This is a genomic window from Mycolicibacterium llatzerense, from assembly GCF_025331195.1.
GTDB classification, from domain to species: Bacteria; Actinomycetota; Actinomycetes; order Mycobacteriales; family Mycobacteriaceae; genus Mycobacterium; species Mycobacterium llatzerense.
Genome location: NZ_LXOV01000012.1, coordinates 18799 through 43010, shown reverse-complemented (window position 1 = coordinate 43010; position 24212 = coordinate 18799). Strand labels below are relative to the sequence as shown.

Annotated in this window: 24 protein-coding genes, 1 tRNA gene and 1 pseudogene; 8 read left to right on the top strand and 18 right to left on the bottom strand. The window is 64.8% G+C overall.

The annotated features are described in order from the left end of the window. Positions 1-107: 107 nt before the first annotated feature. A complete protein-coding gene (locus A7G45_RS15085) occupies positions 108-1535 on the bottom strand; it encodes a glycoside hydrolase family 25 domain-containing protein (protein ID WP_260938407.1) in 1428 nt (475 codons plus the stop codon). A 273-nt stretch (positions 1536-1808) separates the two neighbouring features. Between A7G45_RS15085 and A7G45_RS15080 the strand changes: the two genes are divergently transcribed. The 6 genes and pseudogenes from A7G45_RS15080 (at position 1809) to A7G45_RS15060 (ending at position 8113) form a co-directional block, all read left to right on the top strand. Then, on the top strand, positions 1809-2474 hold the full coding sequence (locus A7G45_RS15080) for a hypothetical protein (RefSeq protein ID WP_260938406.1): 666 nt from the start codon (positions 1809-1811) through the stop codon (positions 2472-2474). A 90-nt stretch (positions 2475-2564) separates the two neighbouring features. Next, positions 2565-4685, top strand: a complete 2121-nt coding sequence (locus A7G45_RS15075; protein WP_260938405.1) for a patatin-like protein — start codon at positions 2565-2567, stop codon at positions 4683-4685. Positions 4686-4702: 17 nt separating this feature from the next. Beyond that, positions 4703-5928 (top strand): IS3 family transposase gene (locus A7G45_RS15070; RefSeq protein WP_260938045.1). Its coding sequence is split into 2 segments (ribosomal slippage): positions 4703-4934 and positions 4934-5928, totalling 1227 coding nucleotides; the frame shifts between segments, so codons are not numbered across the junction. After that, positions 5882-6079 (top strand): annotated as a pseudogene (locus A7G45_RS32710) (DUF3376 domain-containing protein); the annotation flags it as partial. The gene A7G45_RS15070 and the pseudogene A7G45_RS32710, both read left to right, overlap by 47 nt. Positions 6080-6238: 159 nt before the next feature. Next, entirely contained in the window at positions 6239-7039 is an 801-nt protein-coding gene (locus A7G45_RS15065; RefSeq protein ID WP_344258179.1) for a hypothetical protein, read from the top strand. A 54-nt stretch (positions 7040-7093) separates the two neighbouring features. Further along, positions 7094-8113, top strand: coding sequence for a peptidoglycan-binding domain-containing protein (locus A7G45_RS15060; RefSeq protein ID WP_260938404.1), 1020 nt, complete (start codon positions 7094-7096; stop codon positions 8111-8113). A gap of 5 nt (positions 8114-8118) precedes the next feature. On the opposite strand, the gene A7G45_RS15055 is transcribed toward A7G45_RS15060, so the two are convergent. Both A7G45_RS15055 and A7G45_RS15050 read right to left on the bottom strand, forming a co-directional pair. After that, the gene (locus tag A7G45_RS15055; protein ID WP_260938403.1) at positions 8119-9303 is read right to left on the bottom strand and encodes a damage-control phosphatase ARMT1 family protein; all 1185 of its coding nucleotides are present in this window, start codon (positions 9301-9303) and stop codon (positions 8119-8121) included. A 21-nt stretch (positions 9304-9324) separates the two neighbouring features. Then, complete coding sequence (locus tag A7G45_RS15050; protein WP_260938402.1) at positions 9325-9582, bottom strand: DUF3297 family protein; 258 nt, start codon at positions 9580-9582, stop codon at positions 9325-9327. 355 nt (positions 9583-9937) lie between these two features. Here A7G45_RS15050 and A7G45_RS15045 point away from each other — a divergent pair, with 355 nt between their 5' ends. After that, entirely contained in the window at positions 9938-10168 is a 231-nt protein-coding gene (locus A7G45_RS15045; RefSeq protein WP_260938401.1) for a hypothetical protein, read from the top strand. A gap of 37 nt (positions 10169-10205) precedes the next feature. Here the strand turns inward: A7G45_RS15045 and A7G45_RS15040 are convergent, their stop codons facing one another. From A7G45_RS15040 to A7G45_RS14975, 14 genes are all read right to left on the bottom strand, one after another. Continuing rightward, positions 10206-11024, bottom strand: a complete 819-nt coding sequence (locus tag A7G45_RS15040; protein WP_260938400.1) for an HpcH/HpaI aldolase/citrate lyase family protein — start codon at positions 11022-11024, stop codon at positions 10206-10208. 27 nt (positions 11025-11051) lie between these two features. Next, on the bottom strand, positions 11052-11696 hold the full coding sequence (locus tag A7G45_RS15035; RefSeq protein WP_260938399.1) for an SRPBCC family protein: 645 nt from the start codon (positions 11694-11696) through the stop codon (positions 11052-11054). Positions 11697-11909: 213 nt separating this feature from the next. Beyond that, on the bottom strand, positions 11910-12509 hold the full coding sequence (locus A7G45_RS15030; protein ID WP_260938398.1) for a TetR/AcrR family transcriptional regulator: 600 nt from the start codon (positions 12507-12509) through the stop codon (positions 11910-11912). A gap of 7 nt (positions 12510-12516) precedes the next feature. Next, positions 12517-13215 carry a transporter gene (locus A7G45_RS15025; RefSeq protein WP_260938397.1) on the bottom strand — a complete coding sequence of 233 codons (699 nt, stop codon included), beginning with the start codon at positions 13213-13215 and terminating at the stop codon, positions 12517-12519. Positions 13216-13231: 16 nt separating this feature from the next. After that, a complete protein-coding gene (locus A7G45_RS15020) occupies positions 13232-14518 on the bottom strand; it encodes an NAD(P)/FAD-dependent oxidoreductase (protein WP_260938396.1) in 1287 nt (428 codons plus the stop codon). Further along, positions 14515-15822, bottom strand: coding sequence for a saccharopine dehydrogenase family protein (locus A7G45_RS15015; RefSeq protein WP_043398721.1), 1308 nt, complete (start codon positions 15820-15822; stop codon positions 14515-14517). Before A7G45_RS15015 ends, A7G45_RS15020 begins: the two co-directional genes overlap by 4 nt. A 434-nt stretch (positions 15823-16256) precedes the next feature. After that, positions 16257-17351 (bottom strand): fatty acid desaturase family protein, encoded by a 1095-nt coding sequence (locus A7G45_RS15010; protein ID WP_260938395.1) that lies wholly within the window; start codon positions 17349-17351, stop codon positions 16257-16259. Positions 17352-17430: 79 nt separating this feature from the next. After that, positions 17431-17504, bottom strand: a tRNA-Pro gene (locus tag A7G45_RS15005). 88 nt (positions 17505-17592) lie between these two features. Beyond that, a complete protein-coding gene (gene der, locus A7G45_RS15000; protein WP_260938394.1) occupies positions 17593-18996 on the bottom strand; it encodes a ribosome biogenesis GTPase Der in 1404 nt (467 codons plus the stop codon). Beyond that, positions 18993-19679, bottom strand: a complete 687-nt coding sequence (cmk, locus tag A7G45_RS14995) for a (d)CMP kinase (RefSeq protein WP_260938392.1) — start codon at positions 19677-19679, stop codon at positions 18993-18995. Before cmk ends, der begins: the two co-directional genes overlap by 4 nt. Further along, complete coding sequence (locus A7G45_RS14990; protein ID WP_043398729.1) at positions 19676-20422, bottom strand: pseudouridine synthase; 747 nt, start codon at positions 20420-20422, stop codon at positions 19676-19678. Before A7G45_RS14990 ends, cmk begins: the two co-directional genes overlap by 4 nt. A 1-nt stretch (position 20423) precedes the next feature. Beyond that, positions 20424-21203, bottom strand: coding sequence for an SMC-Scp complex subunit ScpB (gene scpB, locus A7G45_RS14985; protein ID WP_260938389.1), 780 nt, complete (start codon positions 21201-21203; stop codon positions 20424-20426). Beyond that, positions 21200-22069, bottom strand: a complete 870-nt coding sequence (locus A7G45_RS14980; protein WP_260938387.1) for a segregation/condensation protein A — start codon at positions 22067-22069, stop codon at positions 21200-21202. The genes scpB and A7G45_RS14980 overlap by 4 nt, the downstream gene beginning before the upstream one ends. Beyond that, a complete protein-coding gene (locus A7G45_RS14975; RefSeq protein ID WP_043987837.1) occupies positions 22066-22965 on the bottom strand; it encodes a ParA family protein in 900 nt (299 codons plus the stop codon). Before A7G45_RS14975 ends, A7G45_RS14980 begins: the two co-directional genes overlap by 4 nt. 141 nt (positions 22966-23106) lie before the next feature. Between A7G45_RS14975 and A7G45_RS14970 the strand changes: the two genes are divergently transcribed. Further along, positions 23107-23841: an O-methyltransferase gene (locus A7G45_RS14970; protein WP_260938385.1), complete on the top strand. Its 735-nt coding sequence runs from the start codon at positions 23107-23109 to the stop codon at positions 23839-23841. On the opposite strand, the gene A7G45_RS14965 is transcribed toward A7G45_RS14970, so the two are convergent. Next, a complete protein-coding gene (locus A7G45_RS14965) occupies positions 23829-24194 on the bottom strand; it encodes a DUF1622 domain-containing protein (RefSeq protein WP_260938384.1) in 366 nt (121 codons plus the stop codon). The genes A7G45_RS14970 and A7G45_RS14965 overlap by 13 nt on opposite strands. Positions 24195-24212 lie beyond the last annotated feature (18 nt).

Below are 24212 nucleotides of genomic sequence, written 5' to 3'. Positions count from 1 at the left end.
GCGTATAAGACTACCTGCCGGTTTCCGCTGTCGAAGGCGTTATGACAGCGAAATATCAGGCCCGCCTTTCGGGCCGGCAGTTAACGTCCGGCCCGAAATATCGAACGTCACATCTTGTCGTGCAAATCGGACACCATGTCAAATAGCGTCTTGTTGTTGTGGGTCCTGGTGAGGACTTTCGCCAACGTCGTGATTTCGTCCAGCACCGAGCGGGTGGCGTTCTGCTTTACGTCGAGCGGCGCAGTGTCCGGGGCCAGCAGGTCGACCACACGGTAGTCCGCGCCGTCAGGACCGATCAGCGGCGAGCCGTCGGTGTTGGTGCCGTTCAGCATGTTCCAGATGTCTTGGGTCTGGGCCATGGTGATCACACCGCGCGCCGCTGTGGCGGCTGCCGGTCCTACGCCGGCAGCGGTTCCGATGCCGCAGGCCGCGGCAAAATCGTTGGGCGACAATCCGTCTGCGACGTTCATATCGCAGTTGCCGAACGGGTTACAGCCCATCGGCAGGCCCTGATTGGCGCCGTATGCGCCGTCTGTGTACTGGTGGGCGATTTGCCCCGGCAGCAGCGGGTTGGAGCCGTACGACGCCGCGATCACCCGTAGTCCTTTGGGCCGCGACAGCCACATCGTGTTGAAGTCGCCCTGGTTGGCGTAGCCGATGATGCGCGCCGGGTTGCCGGCGTATTCGGCGAGATTGTTGTAGAGGGCATTGATCCAGGCCGATCCGTCGCCACCAGGGTTCCCGCCACTTTCGACGTCCAGCATCAGTACGACCCTGGGGTGCAGTCCCCCGTTGTCGTCGATCATCTGCCGCACCGTGTTGGCGTTGTCCTGCCAATTCGGGCGCACGTAGGTGTAGACGATGCCGCATTCCAGCCGGCCGGAGTCCAGCGCATTGCGCATCCACGCATAGTTTTGCGCGAAGTTGGAATCCCGGTGGGTGCCGTCGCACACCCGGATCGAGAGAATCTTGTACGGGTAGGAATCGCTGACCGGCACCTGGAATTCGGACACGTCGGCAAAGAAGCTGTCCACGTGGCCCTGAGTCGGGGGTGTGCCGTCTTCGACGATCGGGCCGGCCACGTACCAGTGATCGTTCCAGTAGTTGCTGTCGGAGGGAATGGCCTTGGGGGTGGAACAGCACCCCCAGGATCCCGACGATTCCATCGCGACCCCGTCGACGACACAGTTCATGTGCGAGTGGGGACCGCCGTCGCCCTCATGGTGGAGGTTGATCACCACTGGCGCGTCGCCGGGCACGTCGCTCAACGACGCGACGTGCATGAGATCGAACGGTCCGACGTGCTGCTCTCCAACCGGCCGGTAGCGATACGACTCGGTGGACAGACCTTGCCTGCCCCAAACCATTTCGCTGCCGTTGAACACCGCTGAGAGCACATCGGTCACCAAGCCCGAACAGTCACAACCCACACCGCGATCATTCGGATCCCAGGTGCCGCCGTAGACGTACTCGTCGCCGAGCCGGTCCAAGAATATGCGTTTGGCGAACTCCACGTCGCCGCGAGTGACAGTCATCGGTCCCTCCTTTGATGAAGTGATGGGAAACCAAGTGTCGCGACGAAATGTGCAGGCACGCACCAGTAGCCCACTACTCGAATCGGTACTGATCTGGGCACCGAATGTCGTGGTGAAGCGGTGAAGGTCGAGTAGCCGGCTACGCGGGCGCCCGAGCCGCCAAAGGCGCAACATCGTTGGGGCGTAGGCGAACTGGTCGCGAGCTGACGCGGCGACTCGGTCGTCCTCGCCGTCACAGAGGAGGTCATCATGAGTCTGGCTTGCATGGCGTCGTTGGCGATCGCGCGCGACCTCGCACCCGCTGGCCAACCGCTGAACACCCCGGCGACGGGCTCGGCAGGCGGGGATCTACCGCCACCGGCGCCGCCGAGCGGACTGCCGTACTCGCAGTCGGAAATGCCGACGATGGGTCCGACGACAACTTTGCCTCGAGCGCGTGAGCTCGGCCAAATCACCAGCTCCGCACCACTGGTTGACACAGCTGCCGGATTTGCGCAATTGCTGGCCGCGCAGATCCCCGCTGAGGCGCTGGTCGCCTACACCACGTTGCTGGCTTTGCTTTATCGCGCGGACGGTTCGTACAACGCAGGCCGGTGGGTGCTCTACGGATTTTCCGTGATCGCCTGCGGAGCCACAATTTTTGCGGCTTATTGCGCGAAGCGGAATTACACGTTGCACCCTGGTGCCGGTGGCGTGGCTGGCGGCATGGCTTTACGTGGCATTCGTCCGCCGTACCTGCCGATCGCGGCGGCCATGTTGTCGATGGCCGTCTACGGATTGACAGTGCCCGGGTCGCCACTGCAGTTCAATGTGTCGGAGTCGGCATTTACCTTGCTGTCCGGATCGCTTTCCGTCGGCGGAGCGATGATGATGACCATTCTCACGCCGTTCCTGGGCACCGGTAATGATGCCGTTCCGGTAGCGAATTCCGAGTCATGACACCTGAATTCGAAAAGTCGAGTAGTCGACTACTCGATACAGGTACACGACACCGCCATTAGCTTCGAATCCAGTAAAAAGAGGTGCGCGATGGCTTTTCAGAATCCATCATTGGCATCGGATGCCACCCAGGAACTGCGACTGGCGACCACGATGACCGGCGGTGTCAGCCTCGCGATCTGGATGGCCGGCGTGACACGCGAGATCAATCTGCTTACCCAGGCGTCTCAGTGGCGATTCAGGCCCGGCGACCTCCCCGCCTCCACGCTGACCACAGCGGCGGAAGCGTCCCTCAAGCTGTATGCCGAACTGATCGATGTGCTCGACGTCGTTGTCGACGTCGACGTCCTGTCAGGGACCAGCGCCGGCGGCATCAACGCAGCGTTCCTTGCCTGGTCCCGAGTCAAGGGCGCCGACCTCGGCAATCTCCGCGAACTCTGGCTCGACCTGGGGGCCTTGACCGACCTGTTGCGCGAACCGACGGACGCCAGCACGCCGTCGCTGCTCTACGGCGACGAACGCATGTTCAAGAGCCTCGACGCCGAGATTCCGACATTCACGCATGGGCCGTTCCCGATCCAGCCCGCCGCCGGCAACAACGGTGGTCTCCCGTCCACCACGCTCTACATCACAACGACGCTGCTCAACGGCGAGACCAGCAGGTTCACCGACTCCTTCGGTACCCAGGTCCAAGATGTCGACCGGCGCGGCGTCTTCACCTTCACCGAGCAGAACCTCACGAATGGCGACGCCGCGTCAGCGCTGGCGTTGGCCGCCCGCAGCAGCGCATCGTTCCCCGCCGCATTCGAACCCTCCTTCATCCCCTTCATCGAAGGAACCGCCAAGACGGGAGGCGTGCCCGCTCGACCGCCGATGGCACCCTTCACCAACTTCACGCGGCCGCACTGGGTCGCCGACGGCGGGATGCTGGACAACCGGCCCATTGACGTTGTGCTGCAACGAATCTTCGACCGTCCCGCCCAACGACCGGTCCGCCGGGTCCTCTTGTTCGTCGTGCCATCCTCGGGACCGACACCGACCTTGGAAGAAGCTCCGCAAGACGAACTCAACGAACCACTCGGACTCCTTGACTCGCTGCTCAAGGATCTCACCGCGATGACCTCACAGTCGATCTCAGCCGACCTTCGCGCCATCCGCACCCACCAGGACCGCATGCACGCGCGCGTCAACACGAGACTGCATCTCGCACAGCTCGCCATCAAGCTGGGGGCAGATACGCCGTTGCTCACCCCACAGCTGCTGGCGGACTACACCCTGCAAGAAGCCACCCGACACGCGCAGAACATCACCGCCGCCCTGCTCCGCCAACTGAGCACATGGCCCGCGGCGAACGGCTCACCGCAGAGCATCCCCACGAACTGGGGGGCCAATCTGAAGATCGGCGGCAATGCCGAAACCCTCTGCCGCACAACGATCACCGAAGCCATCAAGACCCGTTGGCAGTCCGCCGGCGGTTCGCTGCCAACGAGCGCAGCCGACCTCACACGGTACGGACGGCCGGCCTTCGACCTTGCCAAAGCGTGCGCGATCGTCATCATCCGGGCCGCCTACCAGCTCGCGACGTCGCCAGCCGAAATGGCCGCCGTGGCGACGATCGCCAACGGCATATCCGATGCGTGCCCGCCGCCCGAACCGTTCGACCTCGGCGACCTCGTCAACACAGTCTGCACCAACCCGCAGACCCGGAACGGTTCGTTGCAAGACGCCGCCACTCAACTCGCCGACGCCTACCTCGAACACTTCGGAGTCGAAGACGATCCCTGGGGCAAGCTCGGCACGGCCATTGTCAACGGTTACGGAACACTGACCGCCATTGCCGACCAATCAGCGACGCCCGACCCAGCAGCAGATGGCGTCCGCGCGCCCGACGCGCGGCAAGTCGATCAGCTGACGACCTACCTCGAATACCTTGCGCCAGGCACCAATCCGGCGACCGTGGCAACCAAGTTGTTCAACCTCGCCGCCACCCAGCGAGCGATGCTCCCTACCGACGCTGACGTCGAACAATCACTCGAATTGATACAGGTCAGCGCCGACACCCGCTGCCAGCTCGCACCGAATTATCAGACTGCCGCCCAGAAACTCACCGGCATGCAGTTTGATCCACCCCGGCGTGTCCGGAGAGTTCGTCCGTTGGGAAGGATGGACACGTGGGATCGAAGTCATCGAGGCGGTATCCAGACGAGTTGAAGGCGCGGGCGGTGCAGATGGTGGTCGATCTGCGCAGCGACACGACCTCGGAGTGGGAAGCGATGGGCAGGGTTGCTGACCTGCTGGGTGTCGGGACTGCCGAGACGGTGCGCAAATGGGTCCGCCAGGCCGAGATCGACGCCGGTGGTCGGGCCGGGCAGACCAGCCAGGAATCCGAGGTGCTGCGCAAGCTGCGCCGGGAGAATGCCGAACTCAAGCGGGCCAACGCGATCTTGAAGGCGGCATCGGTTTTCTTCGCTGCCGAGCTCGACCGGCCCTCTCAGTAGTCGTGGAGTTCATCAGCGCCCACCAGCACCAGCGGGTGGGCGCTGATGGTCTCAAGTGGGGTGTCGAGTCGATGTGCGCCGTGCTCTCGGAGTTCGGCGTCACGATCGCCCCGTCGACGTACTACGCCCACCGCGCCGGCCGTGGCCCCTCGAAGGCCGACTGGGCGGACGCGCAGGTGATTGATGCGGTCCACCGGCTCCGTCAATCCAACCCGCTGTATCGGGTCCTGGGTGCTCGCAAGACATGGATTGTGTTGCGCACCAATGGACTCGATGTCTCGCGGTGCGTGGTGGAGCGGGTGATGCGGGAGATGGGTTGGCGTGGTGCGTGCAAGCGGCGCCGGGTCCGTACTACCGTTGCCGACCCGGCCGCGACACGGGCACCGGACCGGGTGCAGCGGCGGTTTGTCGCCCAGGCGCCCGATCGTTTGTGGGTTGCCGATTTCACGTATTGCCGAACCCGTGCGGGGTGGGCGTACACCGCGTTCGTGATCGATGTCTATGCCCGCAAGATTGTCGGCTGGAAGGTGGCCACCGAGATGACCCAGAAGCTGGTGACCGATGCGATCAACCACGCGGTCGATGCTAGAAAGCGTTCCGGTGCAACAACATTGAACGATCTCATTCACCATAGCGATGCGGGATCTCAATACACTGCGGTGGCCTTCACCGAACGGTTGGCCGCCGAAGGGATTCTCCCGTCAGTCGGATCAGTGGGCGATAGTTTCGACAACGCCCTGGCCGAATCGATCAACAGCAGCTACAAGACCGAGCTCATTGACCACCAACCGCCCTACCCCGGCGCCGCCGAGCTGTCCCTCGCCACCGCCGAATGGGTCGCCTTCTACAACCGCCAGCGGCCCAACGGCTACTGCCAGGACCTCACGCCGGACCGAGCCGAAGCGCTCTATTACCATCGCCAGCGGCACCCTCAGACCGAGGAGGCACTCAGATAAGAGAACCTCCCGACATACCGGGGCGGATCAGTTCCACCACTTCGGCGCCTTCTACAAACGGTCATGGCGAGCCAACGACTGGATGTGGGGTCGACTCGACGGAGCAGGATGGCTCGTCCACGCCCTGCTGGACCCACGACGAGTGCAGCGGATCGTCCAAACACACAAAGCCGAATGGCCGGCCGGCCCGGACTGCAGAGCCCAGTGGTTCGCGAGCAGGCTCAGTACGATTGGGGCACAGGGTAATCCGAGTCCCACTCCCCCGCCGGCCACGGTACTCACAGAACTCCGATTCCTTGACCAGCCAGAAATGCCGCTACCGTCCAGCCTTCCCAACACATCCCTGTGGCTGGCGCAGGCGTGGCAAAAGTGCGTCCTCGACGAGGAATTGGACGCGCTGGCCAATGCGGTGCTCAACCCACAACCACCGAAACCCGCGGACTGGAGCCCCACAACAACTCACGACTGGGCCGAAAAAGTACTGGCCAAACCCTCCGGACCCGCCAAATACGCTCTCCTGGCAGAGAATCCCGTCGCCCGCGAGACCCTCGCCACCGACAGGAGCTCGCCACTCATGTCGCGCACCATCACCAAAACCGTTGCCACCGCGACCGCGGCGGTCGGCTGCGTCCAGCAGCTGCCCGGCGTCCTCAAGCCGCCCCTGAACACGGCCCGGACCATGGCACTGGGTGCATACCGCGTCGTGTGGTCGACCAAAGGCAATGCGGGACCGGTCATCATGGCCGGCGCCGTGCTGCTCGTTCTCGGCGTCGCGGCTGCGATGCAATCCTCAACCGGGCTCGGACTGTTCGGTCTCGGTGCGAGCGGGACCGGCGCCTATCTCATCACACTGGGAACCTGGCAACGCTCCAGCAAGCTGCCGCTTGCCTTGCTCTCGACAACGCTCGTGATCCTGATCGCGGCCCTGACCGTACCCACAGTCCGGTCAGCATTGTTCGGCACCCGCGAGCACAGCGGTTTCGTTGGTGCCCATGCCTACTGGATCGGCGCCCAGTGGTGGTACCCCCTCATCGCCGTCGGAGCGCTCGCGTTGGCGGTCAGCGCCGTCGGTGCCGGCATCGAACATGCGAGGCACAGCCACAAACGATGAACAGCGAGGTCTCGACCTGGGACCAGCGCGACATGACAAGAAGGGAGCAGACCGATGCCACTACCGTACGGGCCCGGGGCCCACGGAACAGAAATCGAATACTGGCAAGCATGGTTCCAGCGTGAGTATCGCGCGTATGCACCGATCAAGGACCGGGTCTACGGTGACGGCGATGTCGCCGCGGTCACCGAAATGCAACGGCGCCTCGGGTTACCCCAGACCGGCATCTTCGACGACACGACCGCGCAGGCCGTCCACTACGTTCCGCCGCCGCCGAATCTGCGCCCGATCATGTTCACTGTCGAAGGCCACCTGTCGGACATGTTCAGGGGGCCGGTGGCAGACACGGCGACTGCCCTTGAATCCCAAGGCATTTGCCGTCACCAGCCCATCGGCTACAACAACGGCGCACTCCCGTTCGACAACGACAGCGGTGTCAACGAACTCGCCCGGCTGCTCGGCGCGACCCAGATGGACAACGGCGTGCCGTTCCCGCAGGGCACACCCTGGTCGCTCGGCGTCTACTCCCAGGGCGCGATCGTGGGATCGTACTTCTACTTCCGCTACCTGCAACCCGGTCAGCCGCTGGCCTGGCGCACCCCGGATCTCAAAGGCGTTCTGGCGTACGCCAACCCATGCCGCCAAACCGATTCCATCGCGCCGTGGGCCAGACCACGGGTGACAGCGACCGGTACCCACGGCCTGGACCCACTTCAGCGGTTCGGGTTGCCCGGTTTCCCCGCCAAGCCCGACAACTGGATGGACGTCTATCGCGAAGGCGACATCTTCGCCGAGAACAAGGACGACCAGGCAAGTGCGGTCAAAGCCGCCGTCTACGAAGCGGTGATGAACGACTGGATCAGCAACCCGTTCTCCCTCGCCGGGCAGATCGCTTTCACGCTCCATGCGCCCTTCAACGAGGTGTTCGCGGTTATCGAGGCGATCATCAGCGGCGCCGTGTTCCTGGCCAGCAACCCGAACCCGCACTACGCGCCGTTCGAACTCGAGGGCGGCACGCAGTGGATGCGGGAACGACTCATCAGTGGATCAGTACCGACGCCGGTAGTCGTCTGAATCCCCTAGTCCACGCGGACTTGGATCAAGGCGTACCGGCCGCTGGTCCGCCATCGCTGTCCGGTGGCATCGAGTTCTGCAACCTGCTCGGACGTGAGGCCGACGACAACTTCCGACTTCAGCGTCCGCAGTGCGGTCACCGGAGACGGAAAGTAGGCCACGGTTTCGTTGAACGGTGTCGTGGCGGGCCAGTACCGGTCTCCGACGAGGCGCCGGTAGTTGAGGTCGCCTTTCATCACCGTCATTGTGGCCGTGGCGAATTCGGCTGCGAGATCATCGGGCATGTCGTGGAACGCCAACGGCGCACAGAAGAACTCATGCGTGCGTACCTTGAGCCGGCCGCTGCGCACGGCCTCCCAGAGTCGGTCGCCGATGTCGCCAATCTGTGGACGTGGGTCGGCCTTCAAGCGTTGGACGACCGACAGCATGTCGGCCATGGTCGCATCCGACACGTAGTACGGGTGCGGCTTGACGTACAGCACGATCTCGGCCGCAATACGTTGAGTGAGCAGATTGTCGGCCAGCACGAGATCCGACAGCAGCTCGCGTCCTGCGTTGTCTGCCACGACGCAGACGATCGGCTTGTCCTGCGCACTCAGCGCAGCCCAGAGCAATCCGCTGTCGTCGACGAGGATGCCCTCCGACCGCGCTTCTGCGGCGGCGGCGGTCAGTTGGAGTTGGAAGCTGAGGTCGGCGCGGTTACCCCATAATGCGGCGACCAGCAGTGCCTCGTGCTGCTGGTCCCCCGCGTCCGCCAAGTCGGCGAGCGCACTCAGCTCTTCCTCGACCTCTGGTCCCGCCAACTCGGCGTTCTTGACCGGAGCGAACGGGTCGACTCCGCGCCAGGCGCCGGCGCCGAAGTAACCGACGGCCTCGAGCAATCGCCGGTAGAAGTAGCTTTCGCTCCACAAGAACGGCACCTCACCCCAGGGCCGTCCGTAGAGGTGCTCTCCCCATGCCAGCCAATCGGCACGGTCATGAGCCGTCTCGGGCAACGGCTCGAGGACGCCGGTGGTGCTTTCGGCGAGAAGCTGTTGCAGCATCGCCTCCTCAGCGGAGGTGTACGGCGTGGTGTCCAATACCTGACGAATCAGCTTCGGATGCCGCTCGTGGTACACACCCCACTCGAAGGAGCCGGGGACCGCTGCGGTGATCGTGGGCGCAGCAGTGCTGTCTGCATGGCTTGGCACCATCAAACCCGCGGGGGTCCGCTACTCCGCTAGGCGGAAGTACGGTTCAACCGTGCCGCTTTGCTTGACGACCATCGGATTTCCGCGGCGATCCTTGGCGGTCGGGACTTCCATACGCACCCAACCCTCGGCGACGTCGTATTCGACCACGTTGGTCCGCTCGACGCCATTGAAGCGAATACCCACACCTCGGATGAGCGCCTCTTCGCTATAGAAGGGGCTACGCGGATCGATGGAGAGGTGATTCGGTGGGACGTCTGTGTTCTGATCCTCGGGCATGATGGCTTTCGTCGATTGGTGCGTTGGGTTCTCGGACTTGATTCTCCAAGAACGTACGCGACCCTGCACCGGCGGGTTCCGGGTAGGTCTCGACGAGCCGTGTGGCCGAAAGAGTTCCGATCTAAACCTGTTGGCGGCGTGGGCAATTGCGGACCGGTACCCTCTCAGCATCCCCACCTACCTCACGCGTCACACCCGTCCCGCGAACTCCACCGGGTGCGGTCACTCGCCTACTCCCATATCAATCGCAGTACCCCAAAACTCGGCCTACCATCGGAATTTATGGGCCGGGTGAAGGCAACTCACCAGAGCCTCGCGACAGATCAAACCTCATGGCAGAAGGAGGGATGGGCTGATGAAAACCGCACTAGTGATCGCCGCCGCGATCGCGCTCAGCCCCATCGGCGTAGCCCACGCCACGCCAGGACAATGCATGAACACGCCCTGGGGCGGATTCTGCGACGGGCAATCCGACAGCAACGGCATCTTCAACCATTGCGAAGGCGCACTGGGATTCAGCAACTGCTACTACGTGCGCGCCGTACCCACGGATGTAGACCCGCGCGGGTGGGTACCGCTGAACTGACGCCTCGCTGCCCTGACGCAGTTGCCGCCGGCGGCGTTCAGCTCGGTATCAGCCGGAGTTGGCGCGCCTTCTCGAGAATGATCCGGGCGCGGTTCAACCGAGGTAAGTCGCTGCCGTCCTTGGGTTTTCCGCCGCGGGCGTTGAACTGCTCGACGAACTCGCGCGCCCAGCCGATATCAGATTCGGACGGGCTCAGCCCGGTGTTGATGGTCTCGGCGTCGGACGAACGCAGCGCGAGCTTGCCCGTCATGCCCATCTGCCGAGTGAGCGCCACGCCCTCGGCCAGCTGATCGGGGTCGCGGGTCGGCCCGTCGATCGGACCCGGGATGTGCGCCGCGCGCGACGCGACGACCAGCTGGGACCGGCTGTACGCCAGCGCCAACGGGTCCTGCTCCACCCCGATGTCCAGCGTGTAGTCGTTGACGCCGAACGCGATGCGAAAGCACGGTCGCGCCGCGGCGATGTCATGCACCCGCGCCAGCCCGCGTGCGGTTTCGATCAGTGCAATCACCGGTGACTCACCGCCGAGCCGATTCGCGGTGTCCCACATGTGATTCCCGCCCTCCGTCTTGGCCAGCACAACGCCCTTCATCCCGCTGCACTCGGCCAGGGCACGACAGTCGGCCGACCAGAAATCACTGGACGCGTCGTTGACCCGGACCCACGCCCGGGCCCCAGAGTTGAGGAATTCGATGACCCGGTCCCGAGCCGCCTCCTTCTCATCGGGAGCGACAGCGTCTTCGAGGTCCAGAATCACCTCGTCGGAGTTTGTGGTCGCCAGCAGCGCCCCGAGATCAGGCTCGCGAGACGGATTGACCAGGAGCCAGGAGCGCGAAACCTTCGAGTTCACGGTCATGGCGTCAGGCTAACCGGACAACAAGATCTAGTCGTCGGCTTCGAGTCGCTGTTTCAGATTCCGCAATGTGATGGCCAAGTTCCTGCTCTGAATCTCGGCTCCCGTCAGGCCGTTCGCCGACCAGTGATTGACTGCATCGACTACCGGTCGTGGCCAAGGACCAACCGCCCAGGTCTCACTGACCGCGGTCGTCGCCTCGTCGATTACCCGGAACCGGTACGTCCAGGTCGCTATCGGGAAACGCAGAAACGGTCGGTCCCAACCGATCGCCCGCACCTTGAAGGCAAAGTACTCGTTCTCATCGGCGGCGATCACTTCGCAGCGGGTGGTCCAGCGCAAGCGGCCACGCAGATTGCGGCCGTCGAAGACTGTTCCGACACCCACGATTCCACCGTCTCTGATGGTCGCACCGGTGTTCTCCGGACTCCACCGGCCCATTTGAGTCACATCGGCTACCTGCGCATAGACACGATCGACAGGAACATTGATCACCACCTCTTCGGTGGCGGTAGCCAGATTGCCGCCGACATGCGCGGAACGCCGTTCAGGCCGCAGTGCTTTGGCGAGTTCCAGCGCGAACGTCGGCGCACGAAACACCATCTTCTCGGCCGCGCGTTCAGCTTCGGCCCAACCGCCATCCCAAGTTCTGGATGCGCTGGTGTATCTCGTCATCATCACTCCCTGGTCGATTGTTGCGCCTTGTGCCGATAGCCATAGTCTTCGACTTGTGGCTGCCGGCTGTCCAGACCGGGCCTGTGCCGCCTAGGGCGGTCGCCGGCGCCGACATCCGTGCGATCGGCAGGAGCAGGGCCCCGGTTGCGCCGGGTTGACGCTATCGACCCGCTGAGAATTTTCGACGCGCCCAGGGGGCCAGGGACTGCCTGGCTAGGGCCGCGGTCCGTATAGAGCAGACATCCAAATGTTGTACAGCACCTCGACTACAAGGTCCGGGTCCGGGTGTGGCTCACGCGAAAACGTCTGTGTCAGATAGCGTTCGTCCATCCAGACCAGGGCCCGTGCGGTCTCCACTGCATCGAGATCTGCCTTGATCCGCCCGTCCGCCTGATCGTCAACGATGCGTTTGGTGGTCGCGTCGATGAACTGCTGAATCAGCTGCCCGTATGCGGCCTCGACCTTCTCGTCGCTACCCGCCGCATCCGACAGCGCACGTAAGACGGCACCGTGTTGCGAATAAACCTCGGTCAGCCCTTTGAATGCCGACCTCGCATCGTTGACGAGGTCGGTGCCCACCAGCCACCGGTCGACCATCTCTCCGATCTCCATCCCGAGTTGCTCGACGACGCGCAGCGCGAGGTCGTGGCGGTCCCGGAAGTGCACGTAGAACGCCGGCCGCTTGAGTCCAGTCCGGCTCATCACCGCGTCGACGGTCATCTCGCGGAATGGCCGCTCCCGCAAGAACTCCTCCGCCGCGACGAGGATCTCGCGTTCGGACTCCTTTGGATCGTGTTTGGGGCGTCTGCTCATCGTGTCCTTAGTTCATCACAACCGTGGCGCGATGCCGGTTATGTTCGTCCATCGCGCAGTAGGCGTAGTAGTAGACGATCAACTGGAGCGCCCACGTCGTCAGCGCCGCCGTGTAGAAGATCGTCCGGTTCGAGTCATCACCGGGTACGTCGTAGAAGTCATACGTCGCGGCGATCACCGACCCCATCGCAGTCACGACCATGACGAGCACCGCGTGGCCCCGCTCGCCGATACGCCACAGCCGGGTGGCGAAATAGATCAGGAAGATCGTGGTGAGGACGTTCACCGCGACGAGGAACACCGCGCCGGTCAGGCCGATGTGGTGCGTGACCGGTGATGCCGTCCGCAAGGCGTAGAACGTCAGGACGAGACCGACCACGCCGGCCAGGGCGAAGACGCCGATATCGACTGTGCGCGACGGCTGGTATCCGTGGGTCACGGCCATCAAGCCGAGCACCAGGATCAAGGTGATCCCGACCGACCTGGAGAACGCGTCGAAGAAGATCGCGACGTGAAAACTGCCGCTCTCCTGGCTCAGCCGCAGCACCGCGTAGATCAGGAAGTTGACCCCGGAGGTCGCGACGATGATCCACTCCAGACCGAGCAGATAGTTCCCATGGTTCCGGATGAACTTCCAGCCGTAGGTGAAACCGGCGAAGATCATGAGGAGATCCGCGAGGGCGAACAACGCGCCGATGACGTCCATATTTGCTCCTTGCTGCCTATATCCGGGCCAGGCGGTCGAGAACGCGGTCGCCGAACCAGCCGAGGGTCAGTGCCGGCTGGCTGACGAAGCTGGGCCAGAATCGGCCGTCATGCCAGATGGTCTTGAGGTCGTCCGGCATGGGTGCGCCGGAAAGTCTGTCGGCGAGCAGGTTTCCGACGTACTGTGCCTGGGCGAAGCCATGTCCGTTGCACGCCAACGAATACAGCACGTTCGGCGCGGCCTCCCCGGCGACCGGCAGCCAAGTGGAGCTCATGCCGATCCAGCCGCCCCAGGCCCGTTGCGGCGCAACGTCGCTCAGGCCGGGGAACCGCTCGCGGAAGCCGCGCACGAGATCGTCGACGACGGGCCCCGAAGGCGTTCGCGCGTGCAGCGGCCCGTTGGTGGTCTCCAACCGCCGGGTACCGAAAACGATGGTGTTCCGCGGGGTTACGCGGTAGCTCTCCAAGATCATGTGTGCGGTCACCATGGGCGCGCGGCTGGTCCACCCGATGGAGTCCAGGCGTTCCGGGGCGACCGGCTCGGTTTCCACCAGTGAGGTCCACACCGGGGAGACCAGCCGGCGCGGCGCAATGGCGAAGTCCTTGAGGTTGGCGTTGGCGGTAAGCAACGCCTGCTTGGCGCGGACCCGGCCCTGCGCCGTCTCGACAGTCACCCCGGCACCGCCATCGGTGACGTTCTGCACCGGCGTGTGCTCGAAAACCCTTACCCCAGAGGCCAAGACCGCGTCGCGTAGTCCCATGGCGTACTTGCCGGGATTCAGGGTCCCCCCGATGCCTTCGCGCACTCCGCCCAGGAAGCCGTCCGGCAAGCCCGCGTCTCGTCCATCGACGAACTCGGCCGACGAGCCGGCCTCGGACAGCATCTTCGCGTTTCGCCGCGACTTTCGCAGTTGTCCCTTCGACACCGCGGCCAGCACAATGCCGACCTTTTCGAAGTCACAGTCGATGGCGCGATGCTCGATGGCGTCCTGAGTGAATTCCACTGCCGCTTCGGCAAACTGGAACAGCGCGCGGACCTTGCTGCGGCTCAACAACAGTGCCAGCAACGATGGATCGGCGGCGATCGAGTTGGTCACATAGCCCGCGTTGCGCGAACTCGCGCCCCAGCCACAGGTCTGCGCTTCGAGCAGAACGACGTCGGCGCCGGATTCGGCGAGGCGCAAGGCTGCCGTCATCCCACCGACGCCGCCCCCGACCACGGCGACATCACAGGTCACCTCGCCGGCGAGCGCCGGTTCACCGACAGGCACAGGGGCCCAACCGGTTTCGGTCAGCAGGTTCATGCGGACACCACCTTGCGGGAAGTCACCGCAGTACTCGGGGTGACCACTGCCTCGACCACCTGGTGCAGTGGCGCCCCACCGGTGGCCGCCAGCGCGTGGTAGAAGGTCTCCGGGTCGGCCCAATCCTCCGGCGCCAAAACCCCGGACCGTTCGCCCAATTGGTCGACGGCCAACAGCATGAACGCCGCGGTGGCCGAACCCGTGAGAGACGCCATGGTGGTCCACGGGGTACCGGGCCCGCTCACCGGTGCACGCCGCACCGAAACCACTTGCTGCCCATCGCGTTTGCCCGTCACCCGGACATAGTTGGTGCCCCGGAACGGCGGGTGCTTCTTTGCTGCCGACGTTGCCAGGAATCTCAGCACCTCGGCCACGCCGATCTCACCGCGACGGATGGTGCCCCAGAGCCCCGACAACGCGTACCGCCATACCTTGAGCGAACCGGTCTTGTCGGTCAGGAGGTCGTTGACGAAGTCGATGGCCTCGTCCATGGTGATGTTGTTGTCCTGCACGGCCACTGCGACGCCACGCATGATGCCGTTGGTGGGCGGCGGATCGAGGGCGCCCAGAACCCGAATCCGGTCGGCTCCCGGCCAGCGCCGCGGCAACGTCACCGCTTCTGGATGCGCACACTCGTAGAATCGGTAGGCGTCACCGAGTGAGTTGCCGACGTCGAACACATCGGTCTCCAGGAACGTCTGATGTTGCACTGCGCGCCCGTTCTCCCAGGTCCAGCACGGCCCGGCAAAACCGCGGATCGCGTGGTCGAGCACCGCCCGGCCGAACGGCACCGGCCCCTCATCGCCGGTCACCCAGCAGATGTCAATGCGCTCAACAACATCCATGTCGCGCGCCGCATCGGCGGTCATCACATTGGTGTACCCGGGCGATGCACCACAGCAGATGAGGATCGGGACACCGGCAGCCTTCGCGCGGTCATCGAGCGCCAGCGCTGCACGCGTGCTCGCCTCGTCGTCGTCGAGATCCAGATAGGGCACCTGCTTCTCGATGCAGGCCTCCATCACCGGCTCCGCGGTGCGGTTGTACGGCCCCGCGCCGAGCACGACGAGGTCGGCGCCGTCGATCGCCCTGCGCAGCGCGCCACCGTCGAAGAGGTCGAACGAGCCGACCGTCACCGAGCCCGCAGGCAGCTTCGCCGCGAACTCATGCAGCAGTTCCGGCCGGATGTCGTAGAGCTCCAGCATCCAGTCGGCGTCGCCGGCCGCCTTGACGAACCGTTCGATGGCGACACGGCACATCTCACCGGCTGCCCCGATGAAAACAACTCGCTTTGTCGTGGTCATGACACCAGCTTGCGCCCCTAATTACGGGCTGTCAATGACGTTGTGTAATTACATAGAGCTCAAACGCACCACGAGCCTGACCAGGCGGTGGAAATCGGCGGCGAGAATCGCCCTGCCGTCAGGGTCGCGAGCCGGCCAGCCTCGAGCTGGTTGCGCCCGATGCATTCCAGAATCGCCGCCGCCACCTCGGTCAGCCAGTCAAACTGCAGCTGTCCTCGACCCGGCCCTTCGAAGCATCTCTGGGAATCTGGTCCCAAAGCGGTCCCGGCACGGTATCACCGCCAAGCAATCAAAAACCCACTCCAACGCTGGTCAGAGTGGGTTTTTCTGTGTCGGGGTGGCCAGTGAAATGGGCAAGAACGACGGCAGTTCTCTGCCGGAGCCGATTCGTCCGCGTCCGCGCAACCAATCGGGCCGGCGTATCCGTTGAACAGTTAGTCGCGCCGCCGCCCCACACGCAGCAGCCAGTCGGGCCACGCCAACCCGTGGATGATCCTTTGCGTCCGAAAGTACTGGCGCGGAAGCGATGCCGTGTTGTAGGGCAGGCCGTACTTCTCGCACAGTTCCCGGACCCGGACACTCACTTCAGGCAACCGGTTGCTCGGCAGATCAGGGAACAGGTGATGCTCGATCTGGTAGCACAGGTGCCCACCCGAAATCGCCAGCAGCGGGCTTGCGTTGAAGTTCGCCGTCCCGAGAATTTGTCGCAGATACCATTCGCCGCGAGTTTCGTCCTTGACCACAGCGGGGTCGAACGTCTCGGCCCCGTCGGGGATGTGCCCGCAAATGATGTTCACGTACACCCACAGGTTCCGGAGCACATTCGCAGTGGCATTGGCCGCCAGCGTGCGACGCCACCGGCGCAGGCTCAGCGCAGGGAAGAACACATAGTCCTTACCCAACTGGCGGGCGCCCTTGGCGAGAAACTTCCGCTTCTCCACCGCGACAGCGTCTGCCGTCTCGCCCCGGAGCCGCTCCGAGTGCAGGCCGTGCAGGGCGATGCCCCATTCGAACATCGCTGCCAGCACCAGGTTTCGCAGCGGAGTCAACAGATAAGCCCACCGCCACGGCTGGTCGGTCGTCACTCGTAGCAGGCGGTAACCGATGTCCTCGTCCATGCCGAGCACGTTGCTGTAGACGTGATGCCGATAGTTGTGCGAGTACCGCCACTGCGCGGAATGCCCGACCATGTCCCACTCCCAGGTGTTGGAGTGGATTTCGGGGTCGTTCATCCAATCCCACTGGCCGTGGGAGATGTTGTGGCCGAGCTCCATGTTCTCGATGGACTTCGCGTACGCCAGCGCGCACGTGCCGGCCACCCAGCCAACCTTGGACCGGCTACCGGCGATCATCAGCCGCGCCGCAACATCGAGCACCCGCTGAAAATGGATCACCCGCCGGATATAGGCCGCGTCCTTCGTCCCGAGCGACTCCTCGACGTCCCGGCGGATCACGTCGAGTTCGTAGCCGATCTCTTCGACGTCCTCACTGCTGAGGTGCATGTAGGCAGAGACATCGGCGATCGCCATCAAGGTGTCCTCGGGTGGGTGCGACAGTAAGACGGCGCAATCCAAGCCACCGCGAGGCCTTTGACCTGTACAAACTTTGTCGGGCTGACAGGATTTGAACCTGCGACCACTTGACCCCCAGTCAAGTGCGCTACCAAGCTGCGCCACAGCCCGCGGCGCTACCGGATGAACCGGCAACGGTTGGAAAGCCTACCTCAGACCTTCCGCCGGACCCTAAACGGGTCCGGCGGCGCGGCGACGGTCAGCGCTTGACGCCGCGCTTCTCCCGCACCCGCACATTGATCTTGATCGGGCTGCCCTCGAAGCCGAACTCTTCACGCAGTCGGCGCTCGAGGAACCGGCGGTAGCCGGCCTCCAGGAAGCCCGTGGTGAACAGCACGAAGGTCGGCGGCCGAGAGGCCGCCTGCGTGGCGAACAGGATGCGTGGCTGCTTGCCGCCGCGCACCGGCGGCGGCGTCGCGGCGACGATCTCCTTGAGGAACGTGTTGAGCCGTCCGGTCGAGATGCGCGCGTCCCAGGACGCCAGCGAGGACTCCAGCGCCGGCACCAACTTCTGCACGGCCCGACCGGTTTTCGCGGAAATGTTGACGCGCGGCGCCCACTGCACCTGCACCAGTTCGCGTTCGATCTCCTTGTCGAGCAAGTAGCGCCGGTCCTCGTCGACCAGGTCCCACTTGTTGAACGCGATGACCAACGCGCGCCCGGCCTCGATCACCATCGACAGCACCCGCAGGTCCTGCTCGGACAGCGTCTGGGAGGCGTCGATCAGCATGATCGCGACTTCGGCGGCGTCGATCGCGCCGTGCGTGCGCACCGAGGCATAGAACTCATGGCCGCTGGCCTGGCCGACCTTACGGCGCAGACCGGCCGTGTCGACGAAACGCCAAGTCTTGCCGTCCAATTCGATCAGCGAGTCGACCGGGTCCACGGTGGTACCGGCGACGTCATGCACGACGGACCGCTCGTCACCGGACAGCTTGTTCAGCAGCGAGCTCTTGCCGACGTTGGGCTTGCCGACCAGCGCGACGCGGCGCGGACCGCCTGTCCCGCCACTCATTTCGGATAGGGTCGGCAGCACCTCGAGCACCGCATCGAGCAGGTCGGCCACACCGCGACCGTGCATCGCACTGATCGAGTACGGCTGCCCCAGCCCCAGCGACCACAGCGCCGCGGCCTCGGACTCCACCTTCTCGTTGTCAACCTTGTTGGCCGCCAGGAACACCGGCTTGCCGGAGCGCTGCAGCCGCTTGGCCGCGGCCTCGTCGGCCGCGGTCGCTCCGACCACGGCGTCGACCACCAGGATGATCGCGTCCGCGGTGCGCATCGCGACGGTGGCCTGCTCGGCGACCAGCATCTGCAGACCCTTGGCGTCGGGTTCCCAACCGCCGGTGTCCTGCACCACGAACCGGCGCCCGACCCACTGCGCGTCGTACGACACGCGGTCCCGGGTCACGCCGGGGATGTCCTGGACCACCGCTTCACGACGGCCCAGAATGCGGTTCACCAGAGTCGATTTGCCGACATTGGGCCGCCCCACGACGGCCACCACCGGGGGCGGTCCCGCGTACTCATCGAGCTCGGCCTCGAATCCCTCCGCGCCGATCTCCCAGTCGCCTTCGTCGAACCAAACTCCGTCGTCACTCATTGACGCACACCTACCTTCTGCTGCACGAGATCCAGCAGATGTGCCACCACACCAGCCTGGGTCATATCGCTGGAATCGACCACGACCGCATCATCGGCGGCCTGCAGCGGCGAAACCGCGCGGGTGGAGTCCAGATGGTCCCGGCGCTGCACATCGGCCAGCACCGCTTCGTAGTTATCGCCCAAGCCATTTGCGACGTTCTGCGCATTGCGCCGACGGGCGCGCTCCTCGGCTGAGGCGGTCAGGAAGATCTTGAGATCGGCGTCCGGCTTCACCACGGTGCCGATGTCGCGGCCCTCGACGACAACCGAGCCCGCCTCCGCGATGAGCTCGCGCTGCCGCTGCACCAGCAGGGTCCGAACGGCCGGAATCGCCGACACGGCCGACACCGCGAGGGTCACCGCGTCACCGCGGATCTCGTCCGAAACGTCTTCGCCCGCAAGGTACGACGTGTCGTGGTCCGGGTCGAAGCTGACGGAGAAGTCGGTCTGCTCACACATCGAGACGACGGCACTCGCGTCGGCGGGGTCGATGCCGGCCCGCAGCACCGCCAGCGTCACGATCCGGTACATCGCACCGGTGTTGATGTGGTTGGCACCGAGTGCGTGCGCCAAACCCGTTGACACCGAGGACTTTCCGGTACCCGCCGGACCGTCGATCGCAATGACGATGGCGCCGTTCACAGTTCCACCGCCTGGTACAGCTCGCCAACTTCCTTGCGCGTCAACGCCCGCAGGCTGTTGACCCGCTGCTCCCCCAGCGACACCGTGCCGATGTGCGTGCGCACCAGTTCCTTGACCGGGAACCCGACCTCGGCCATCAACCGACGCACGATGCGATTGCGCCCCTCGTGCAGAACGATTTTCACCAGAGTCTTGCCGGCGGCCATGTCGACCACCACGAATTCATCGACGTGGACAGGTCCGTCTTCCAGCTCCACGCCCTCGCGCATCTTCTTGCCCATCCCGCGCGGCACCGTGCCCTGCACGGTGGCGAGGTACGTCTTGGGCACCTCATACCGCGGGTGCATCAAGCGGTGCGCCAGTTCACCGTCGTTGGTCAACAGGATCAGTCCCTCGGTCTCGGCGTCGAGCCGGCCGACGTGGAAGAGCTTCTTGTTGCCACGCACTCGGTGCTCGACCAGATCACCGATGCACGGCCGGCCCTGATCGTCAGACATGGTGGAGTGCATGCCCTTTGGCTTGTTCAGCGCGAGGTACACCAGGTCCTCGTCGACGAGCACCCGGCTGCCGTCCACGCGGACCACCTGCCGATCGGGGTGAACGCGGGTGCCGAGTTCGGTGACGATCTGGCCGTCGACCTCCACCCGGCCGTCCATGATCATCCGCTCGGCGACGCGCCGAGAGGCAACTCCCGCCTGCGACAGCACCTTCTGCAGTCGCACGCCTTCTTCGTTGGCCACCATGTCAGTCCCGATCTACGTCGAATTTGGCCGGCTCCGCCGGCGCAGGGGTTCCGCCGAGTTTGGCGAAACGCGGCTCCTCAGAGAGGGTTTCAGTGATGTCGTCGATGACGTCGACATCCGGCAACAGCGGGGCGAGTTCCGGCAGCTCGGCCAGCGAGTTCAGCCCGAGCCGCTCCAAGAACAGTTCCGTGGTTGCGAAAGTTGTTGCACCGCTATCGGAATCGGTACCGGCTTCGATGATCAGCCCGCGGGCGGCGAGGGTCCGCATCACGGCGTCGACGTTGACGCCACGCACCGCACTCACCCGGGCGCGGGTCACCGGCTGCCGATAGGCCACGACCGCGAGCGTCTCCAACGCCGCTCGGGTCAGCTTCGACCGCGAGCCGTCGAGAATCAGCCGCTCGACATACGGCGCGTACCGGGCGCGGGTGTACATCCGCCAGCCGCCGCCGGCTTCGCGCAGGTCGATGCCGCTGCCGCGCTCGGCCAGCTCCGCGGCCATCCGGCGCAGCTTGTCCTCGACCCGTTCGATCGGCTCGTCCAGTGCGGACGCCAGGGAATCCACCGGGGCCGGGGTGTCGACCACCAGAAGCAAGGCTTCCAGAGCGGAGCCCAGTTCGTCATCGGTGATCTCGGTGTCGATCCCGTCGCTGGATTCGTCAGTGGCGGTGTCGAGTGCGTCACCTTCAGTGCCGGCGGCTTCGTCGGTCACACCGGCGACAGGGTCGACGTCCTCGCCCACGCTGCTATCCGCGGTAATCACCGCGTCGTTGTCTGTCATGAGTCTTCTTCCACCGCCGCTGCCAGATGCTCGTTCGTCGGCCGCTCCCCGGTCCACGAAACTTGCAGCACTCCAAGCGGTTCAATCTGCTCGAAGTTTACCGCCTTGGCACGGTAGAGCTCTAATAGCGCCAGGAACCGCCCGACGATCTCCATCCCGCCATCGCAGTCGGCGACCAGTTCGGTGAACGACGCCCACTCCCCGACGCCGCGATTCTGCAGCAGGCCCATGAGTTTCATCGCCTGCTCGGGTACCGATACCGCCTGCACGTGCAGGTGATCGACCCGCAGCGACGGCACCGGACGCGGTGTGAACGCGGTCGCCGCGATCTGCGCGAACCGATCGGCGTCGACGCCCAGCATCACCTCGGGCAGCAGCTCGGTGAACCGGTCCTCGAGAGTGACCGCCCGCGGGTAGCTGCGCATGGCCGCGGCTTCGAGTTCGGCGAACATCAAGGCGACGTGCTTGAACGCGCGGTACTGCAGCAGTCGCGCGAACAGCAGGTCGCGGACTTCCAGCAGCGCCAGGTCTTCCTCGTCGTGAACCTCGGCGGCGGGCAGGAGCCGGGCGGCCTTCAGATCCAGGAGGGTCGCCGCGACCACCAGAAACGCGGTCGTCTCGTCCAGCTCCAGCTGGCTGCCGATCTCCTTGGTGTACGCGATGAACTCATCGGTGACCCGGTGCAGCGCCACTTCGGTGACATCCAACCGGTGCGCGAAGATCAGCTGCAGCAGCAGGTCGAACGGGCCCTCGAAGTTGGTGAGCTTGACCTGGAATCCGACCTTCTTCTCCTCCGGCTGATCGGTCGCCGGATCCGCCGGCGCCGCGTCCCCGGCAACATCAGGAACGTCGACGTCCGAGATCACGCGCCGAACCGGTCGATGACCTCAGACGCCAATGCCCGGTACGCCTGGGCACCACCGGATTTCGGGGCCCAGGTGGTGATCGGTTCACCGGCGACGCTGGTCTCCGGGAAGCGCACGGTCCGGCTGATGACGGTGTCGAACACGAGGTCGCCGAAGCGCTCCACGACGCGGGCCATGACCTCACGCGCGTTGACGGTGCGGTTGTCGTACCGGGTGATCAGGATGCCGCTGATGTCGAGTTTGGGGTTCAGCCGGTCGCGGACCTTGTCGACGGTGTCGGTCAGCAACGCCAGGCCGCGCAGCGAGAAGAACTCGCACTCGGTCGGGATGATCACCCCGTCGGCGCAGGCCAGGCCGTTGACCGTGAGCAGTCCGAGGGACGGCTGGCAGTCGATCAGCACGTAGTCGTAGCGGTCCAGTACCGGATACAGCGCGCGGGACAGCGTCTGCTCGCGGCCGACCTCGTTGACCAGCTGAATCTCCGCGGCGGACAGGTCGATATTGCTGGGCACCAGGTCCAGGCCCTTGACCCGCGTGTTGATCAGCACGTCGTCGATCGACACCCGCGGTTCGATGAGCAGGTTGTGCACGGTGTGCTCGAGCTCGTAGTGCGGGACACCGAGGCCCGCAGACAGCGCACCCTGCGGATCGAGGTCGACCAGCAGCACCCGGCGGCCGTATTCGGCCAGGCTGGCACCCAGATTGATGGTCGACGTGGTCTTGCCGACGCCGCCCTTCTGGTTGCACATCGCGATGACCTTGGCCGGGCCGTGCACGCTCTTGGGTTTGGGCTCCGGAATGTATCGCGCGGGACGTCCGGTCAGACCGATCGCGGGTTCCGGATCTGCGGGCGTGGCCGAGCCATCGACATCAAGCGACAACGAAACCGGTTCCATCGGGCTCAGACCTCCCAAGCCTGTTGGGACATCGGTCATGCGTCGCCGATCAGCGGCGTGACTCCCATAGCGAACATCCGGGCAAGTTTAACGGTGCCACGCCGCTGACGACGGCAGACCCGCTGTCCTAATGTGACTGCTATGAGCTGGAAGCAGCGGTGGTCGTTCGTCCGGATGGCACTGGGGATGCGCAAGTTCGTCCATACCGGGCAGTGGGGCGACGGCCGGGAGGCCGCTGCGGCGGCCTACGTGGAAGCAAATGCCTGCCCCGGCGACGTCGATGACGTCCTCGCGACCATCGACAAGTTCGCCCGTGAGCAGTCGATGCTGGTCAATGTCGGCGACGAAAAAGGCCGGTTGCTGGAAGCTGCCGTCATCCGGGCCGAACCCCAGCGAGTGCTCGAGCTGGGCACCTATTGCGGGTACAGCGCGCTGCTGATGGCCCGTACCGCCCCGGGCGCGCACATCTTCACGGTCGAACTGTCGGCCGACAACGCGGAGATCGCCCGCCGCATCTGGACCCACGCCGGCGTCGCCGACCGGATCACCTGCGTGGTCGGCACCATCGGCGACAAGGGCGCCACCCTCGACCGGCTGGCCGAGCGCGGGTTCGGGCCGGGCAACCTCGATTTCGTGTTCATCGACCATGACAAGAGCGCATACCTCGACGACTTGTTGGCGATCGTGGAACGCGGCTGGCTGCGGCGCGGCGCCATCGCGGTCGCCGACAACGTGAAGGTGCCCGGCGCGCCCAAGTACCGGGCGTACATGAAAGAACAGCAGGGCAAGACCTGGAACACCGTGGAGCACTCGACCCATGTCGAGTACCAGCACCTGCTGACCGACCTGGTGCTCGAATCGGACTACTTGGGCTGACTCCCCTCCAGCGGCCGGGCCGGACGCTGCCACGGCCACGAGCCGGTCATCTCGACCTGCAGCGAGAAGCTCAGGAAGGTCCGGATGGCGACGATGCCGGCCAGTACCGCGACGCTCTGCGCGGTCGGGGTGACGGCCACCGTCCGGATGATGTCGGCCGCGACCAGGAATTCCAGCCCGAGCAGGATCGAGCGGCCGAGCTGCCTGCGGAACGCGTCGTAGGCGCCGCCCTCGGGTCCGCGCAGACGGCCGACCGATGCCGCCAGGGCGATCACGGCACCACCCACGATCACCGCGACACCGACAGCATCGATCACCTTGCCGGTCGTCTCGATGATCTCGTAGAAGGCCATCACCGGATGCTAACGCCG

What these genes read in the sequence shown, in the direction of transcription:
- A7G45_RS14975 (WP_043987837.1), bottom strand. Translation starts at nt 22,965, where the DNA reads ATGGAACCGGTTTCGTTGTCGCTTGATGTCGATGGCTCGGCCACGCCC.
- A7G45_RS15065 (WP_344258179.1), top strand. Translation starts at nt 6,239, where the DNA reads ATGCCGCTACCGTCCAGCCTTCCCAACACATCCCTGTGGCTGGCGCAG.
- der (WP_260938394.1), bottom strand. Translation starts at nt 18,996, where the DNA reads ATGAGTGACGACGGAGTTTGGTTCGACGAAGGCGACTGGGAGATCGGC.
- A7G45_RS15035 (WP_260938399.1), bottom strand. Translation starts at nt 11,696, where the DNA reads ATGACGAGATACACCAGCGCATCCAGAACTTGGGATGGCGGTTGGGCC.
- A7G45_RS15050 (WP_260938402.1), bottom strand. Translation starts at nt 9,582, where the DNA reads ATGCCCGAGGATCAGAACACAGACGTCCCACCGAATCACCTCTCCATC.
- A7G45_RS15045 (WP_260938401.1), top strand. Translation starts at nt 9,938, where the DNA reads ATGAAAACCGCACTAGTGATCGCCGCCGCGATCGCGCTCAGCCCCATC.
- A7G45_RS15030 (WP_260938398.1), bottom strand. Translation starts at nt 12,509, where the DNA reads ATGAGCAGACGCCCCAAACACGATCCAAAGGAGTCCGAACGCGAGATC.
- A7G45_RS14990 (WP_043398729.1), bottom strand. Translation starts at nt 20,422, where the DNA reads ATGGTGGCCAACGAAGAAGGCGTGCGACTGCAGAAGGTGCTGTCGCAG.
- A7G45_RS15020 (WP_260938396.1), bottom strand. Translation starts at nt 14,518, where the DNA reads ATGAACCTGCTGACCGAAACCGGTTGGGCCCCTGTGCCTGTCGGTGAA.
- A7G45_RS15040 (WP_260938400.1), bottom strand. Translation starts at nt 11,024, where the DNA reads ATGACCGTGAACTCGAAGGTTTCGCGCTCCTGGCTCCTGGTCAATCCG.
- A7G45_RS14970 (WP_260938385.1), top strand. Translation starts at nt 23,107, where the DNA reads ATGAGCTGGAAGCAGCGGTGGTCGTTCGTCCGGATGGCACTGGGGATG.
- A7G45_RS15010 (WP_260938395.1), bottom strand. Translation starts at nt 17,351, where the DNA reads ATGGCGATCGCCGATGTCTCTGCCTACATGCACCTCAGCAGTGAGGAC.
- A7G45_RS14965 (WP_260938384.1), bottom strand. Translation starts at nt 24,194, where the DNA reads ATGGCCTTCTACGAGATCATCGAGACGACCGGCAAGGTGATCGATGCT.
- A7G45_RS15015 (WP_043398721.1), bottom strand. Translation starts at nt 15,822, where the DNA reads ATGACCACGACAAAGCGAGTTGTTTTCATCGGGGCAGCCGGTGAGATG.
- A7G45_RS15075 (WP_260938405.1), top strand. Translation starts at nt 2,565, where the DNA reads ATGGCTTTTCAGAATCCATCATTGGCATCGGATGCCACCCAGGAACTG.
- scpB (WP_260938389.1), bottom strand. Translation starts at nt 21,203, where the DNA reads ATGACAGACAACGACGCGGTGATTACCGCGGATAGCAGCGTGGGCGAG.
- A7G45_RS15085 (WP_260938407.1), bottom strand. Translation starts at nt 1,535, where the DNA reads ATGACTGTCACTCGCGGCGACGTGGAGTTCGCCAAACGCATATTCTTG.
- A7G45_RS15060 (WP_260938404.1), top strand. Translation starts at nt 7,094, where the DNA reads ATGCCACTACCGTACGGGCCCGGGGCCCACGGAACAGAAATCGAATAC.
- A7G45_RS15025 (WP_260938397.1), bottom strand. Translation starts at nt 13,215, where the DNA reads ATGGACGTCATCGGCGCGTTGTTCGCCCTCGCGGATCTCCTCATGATC.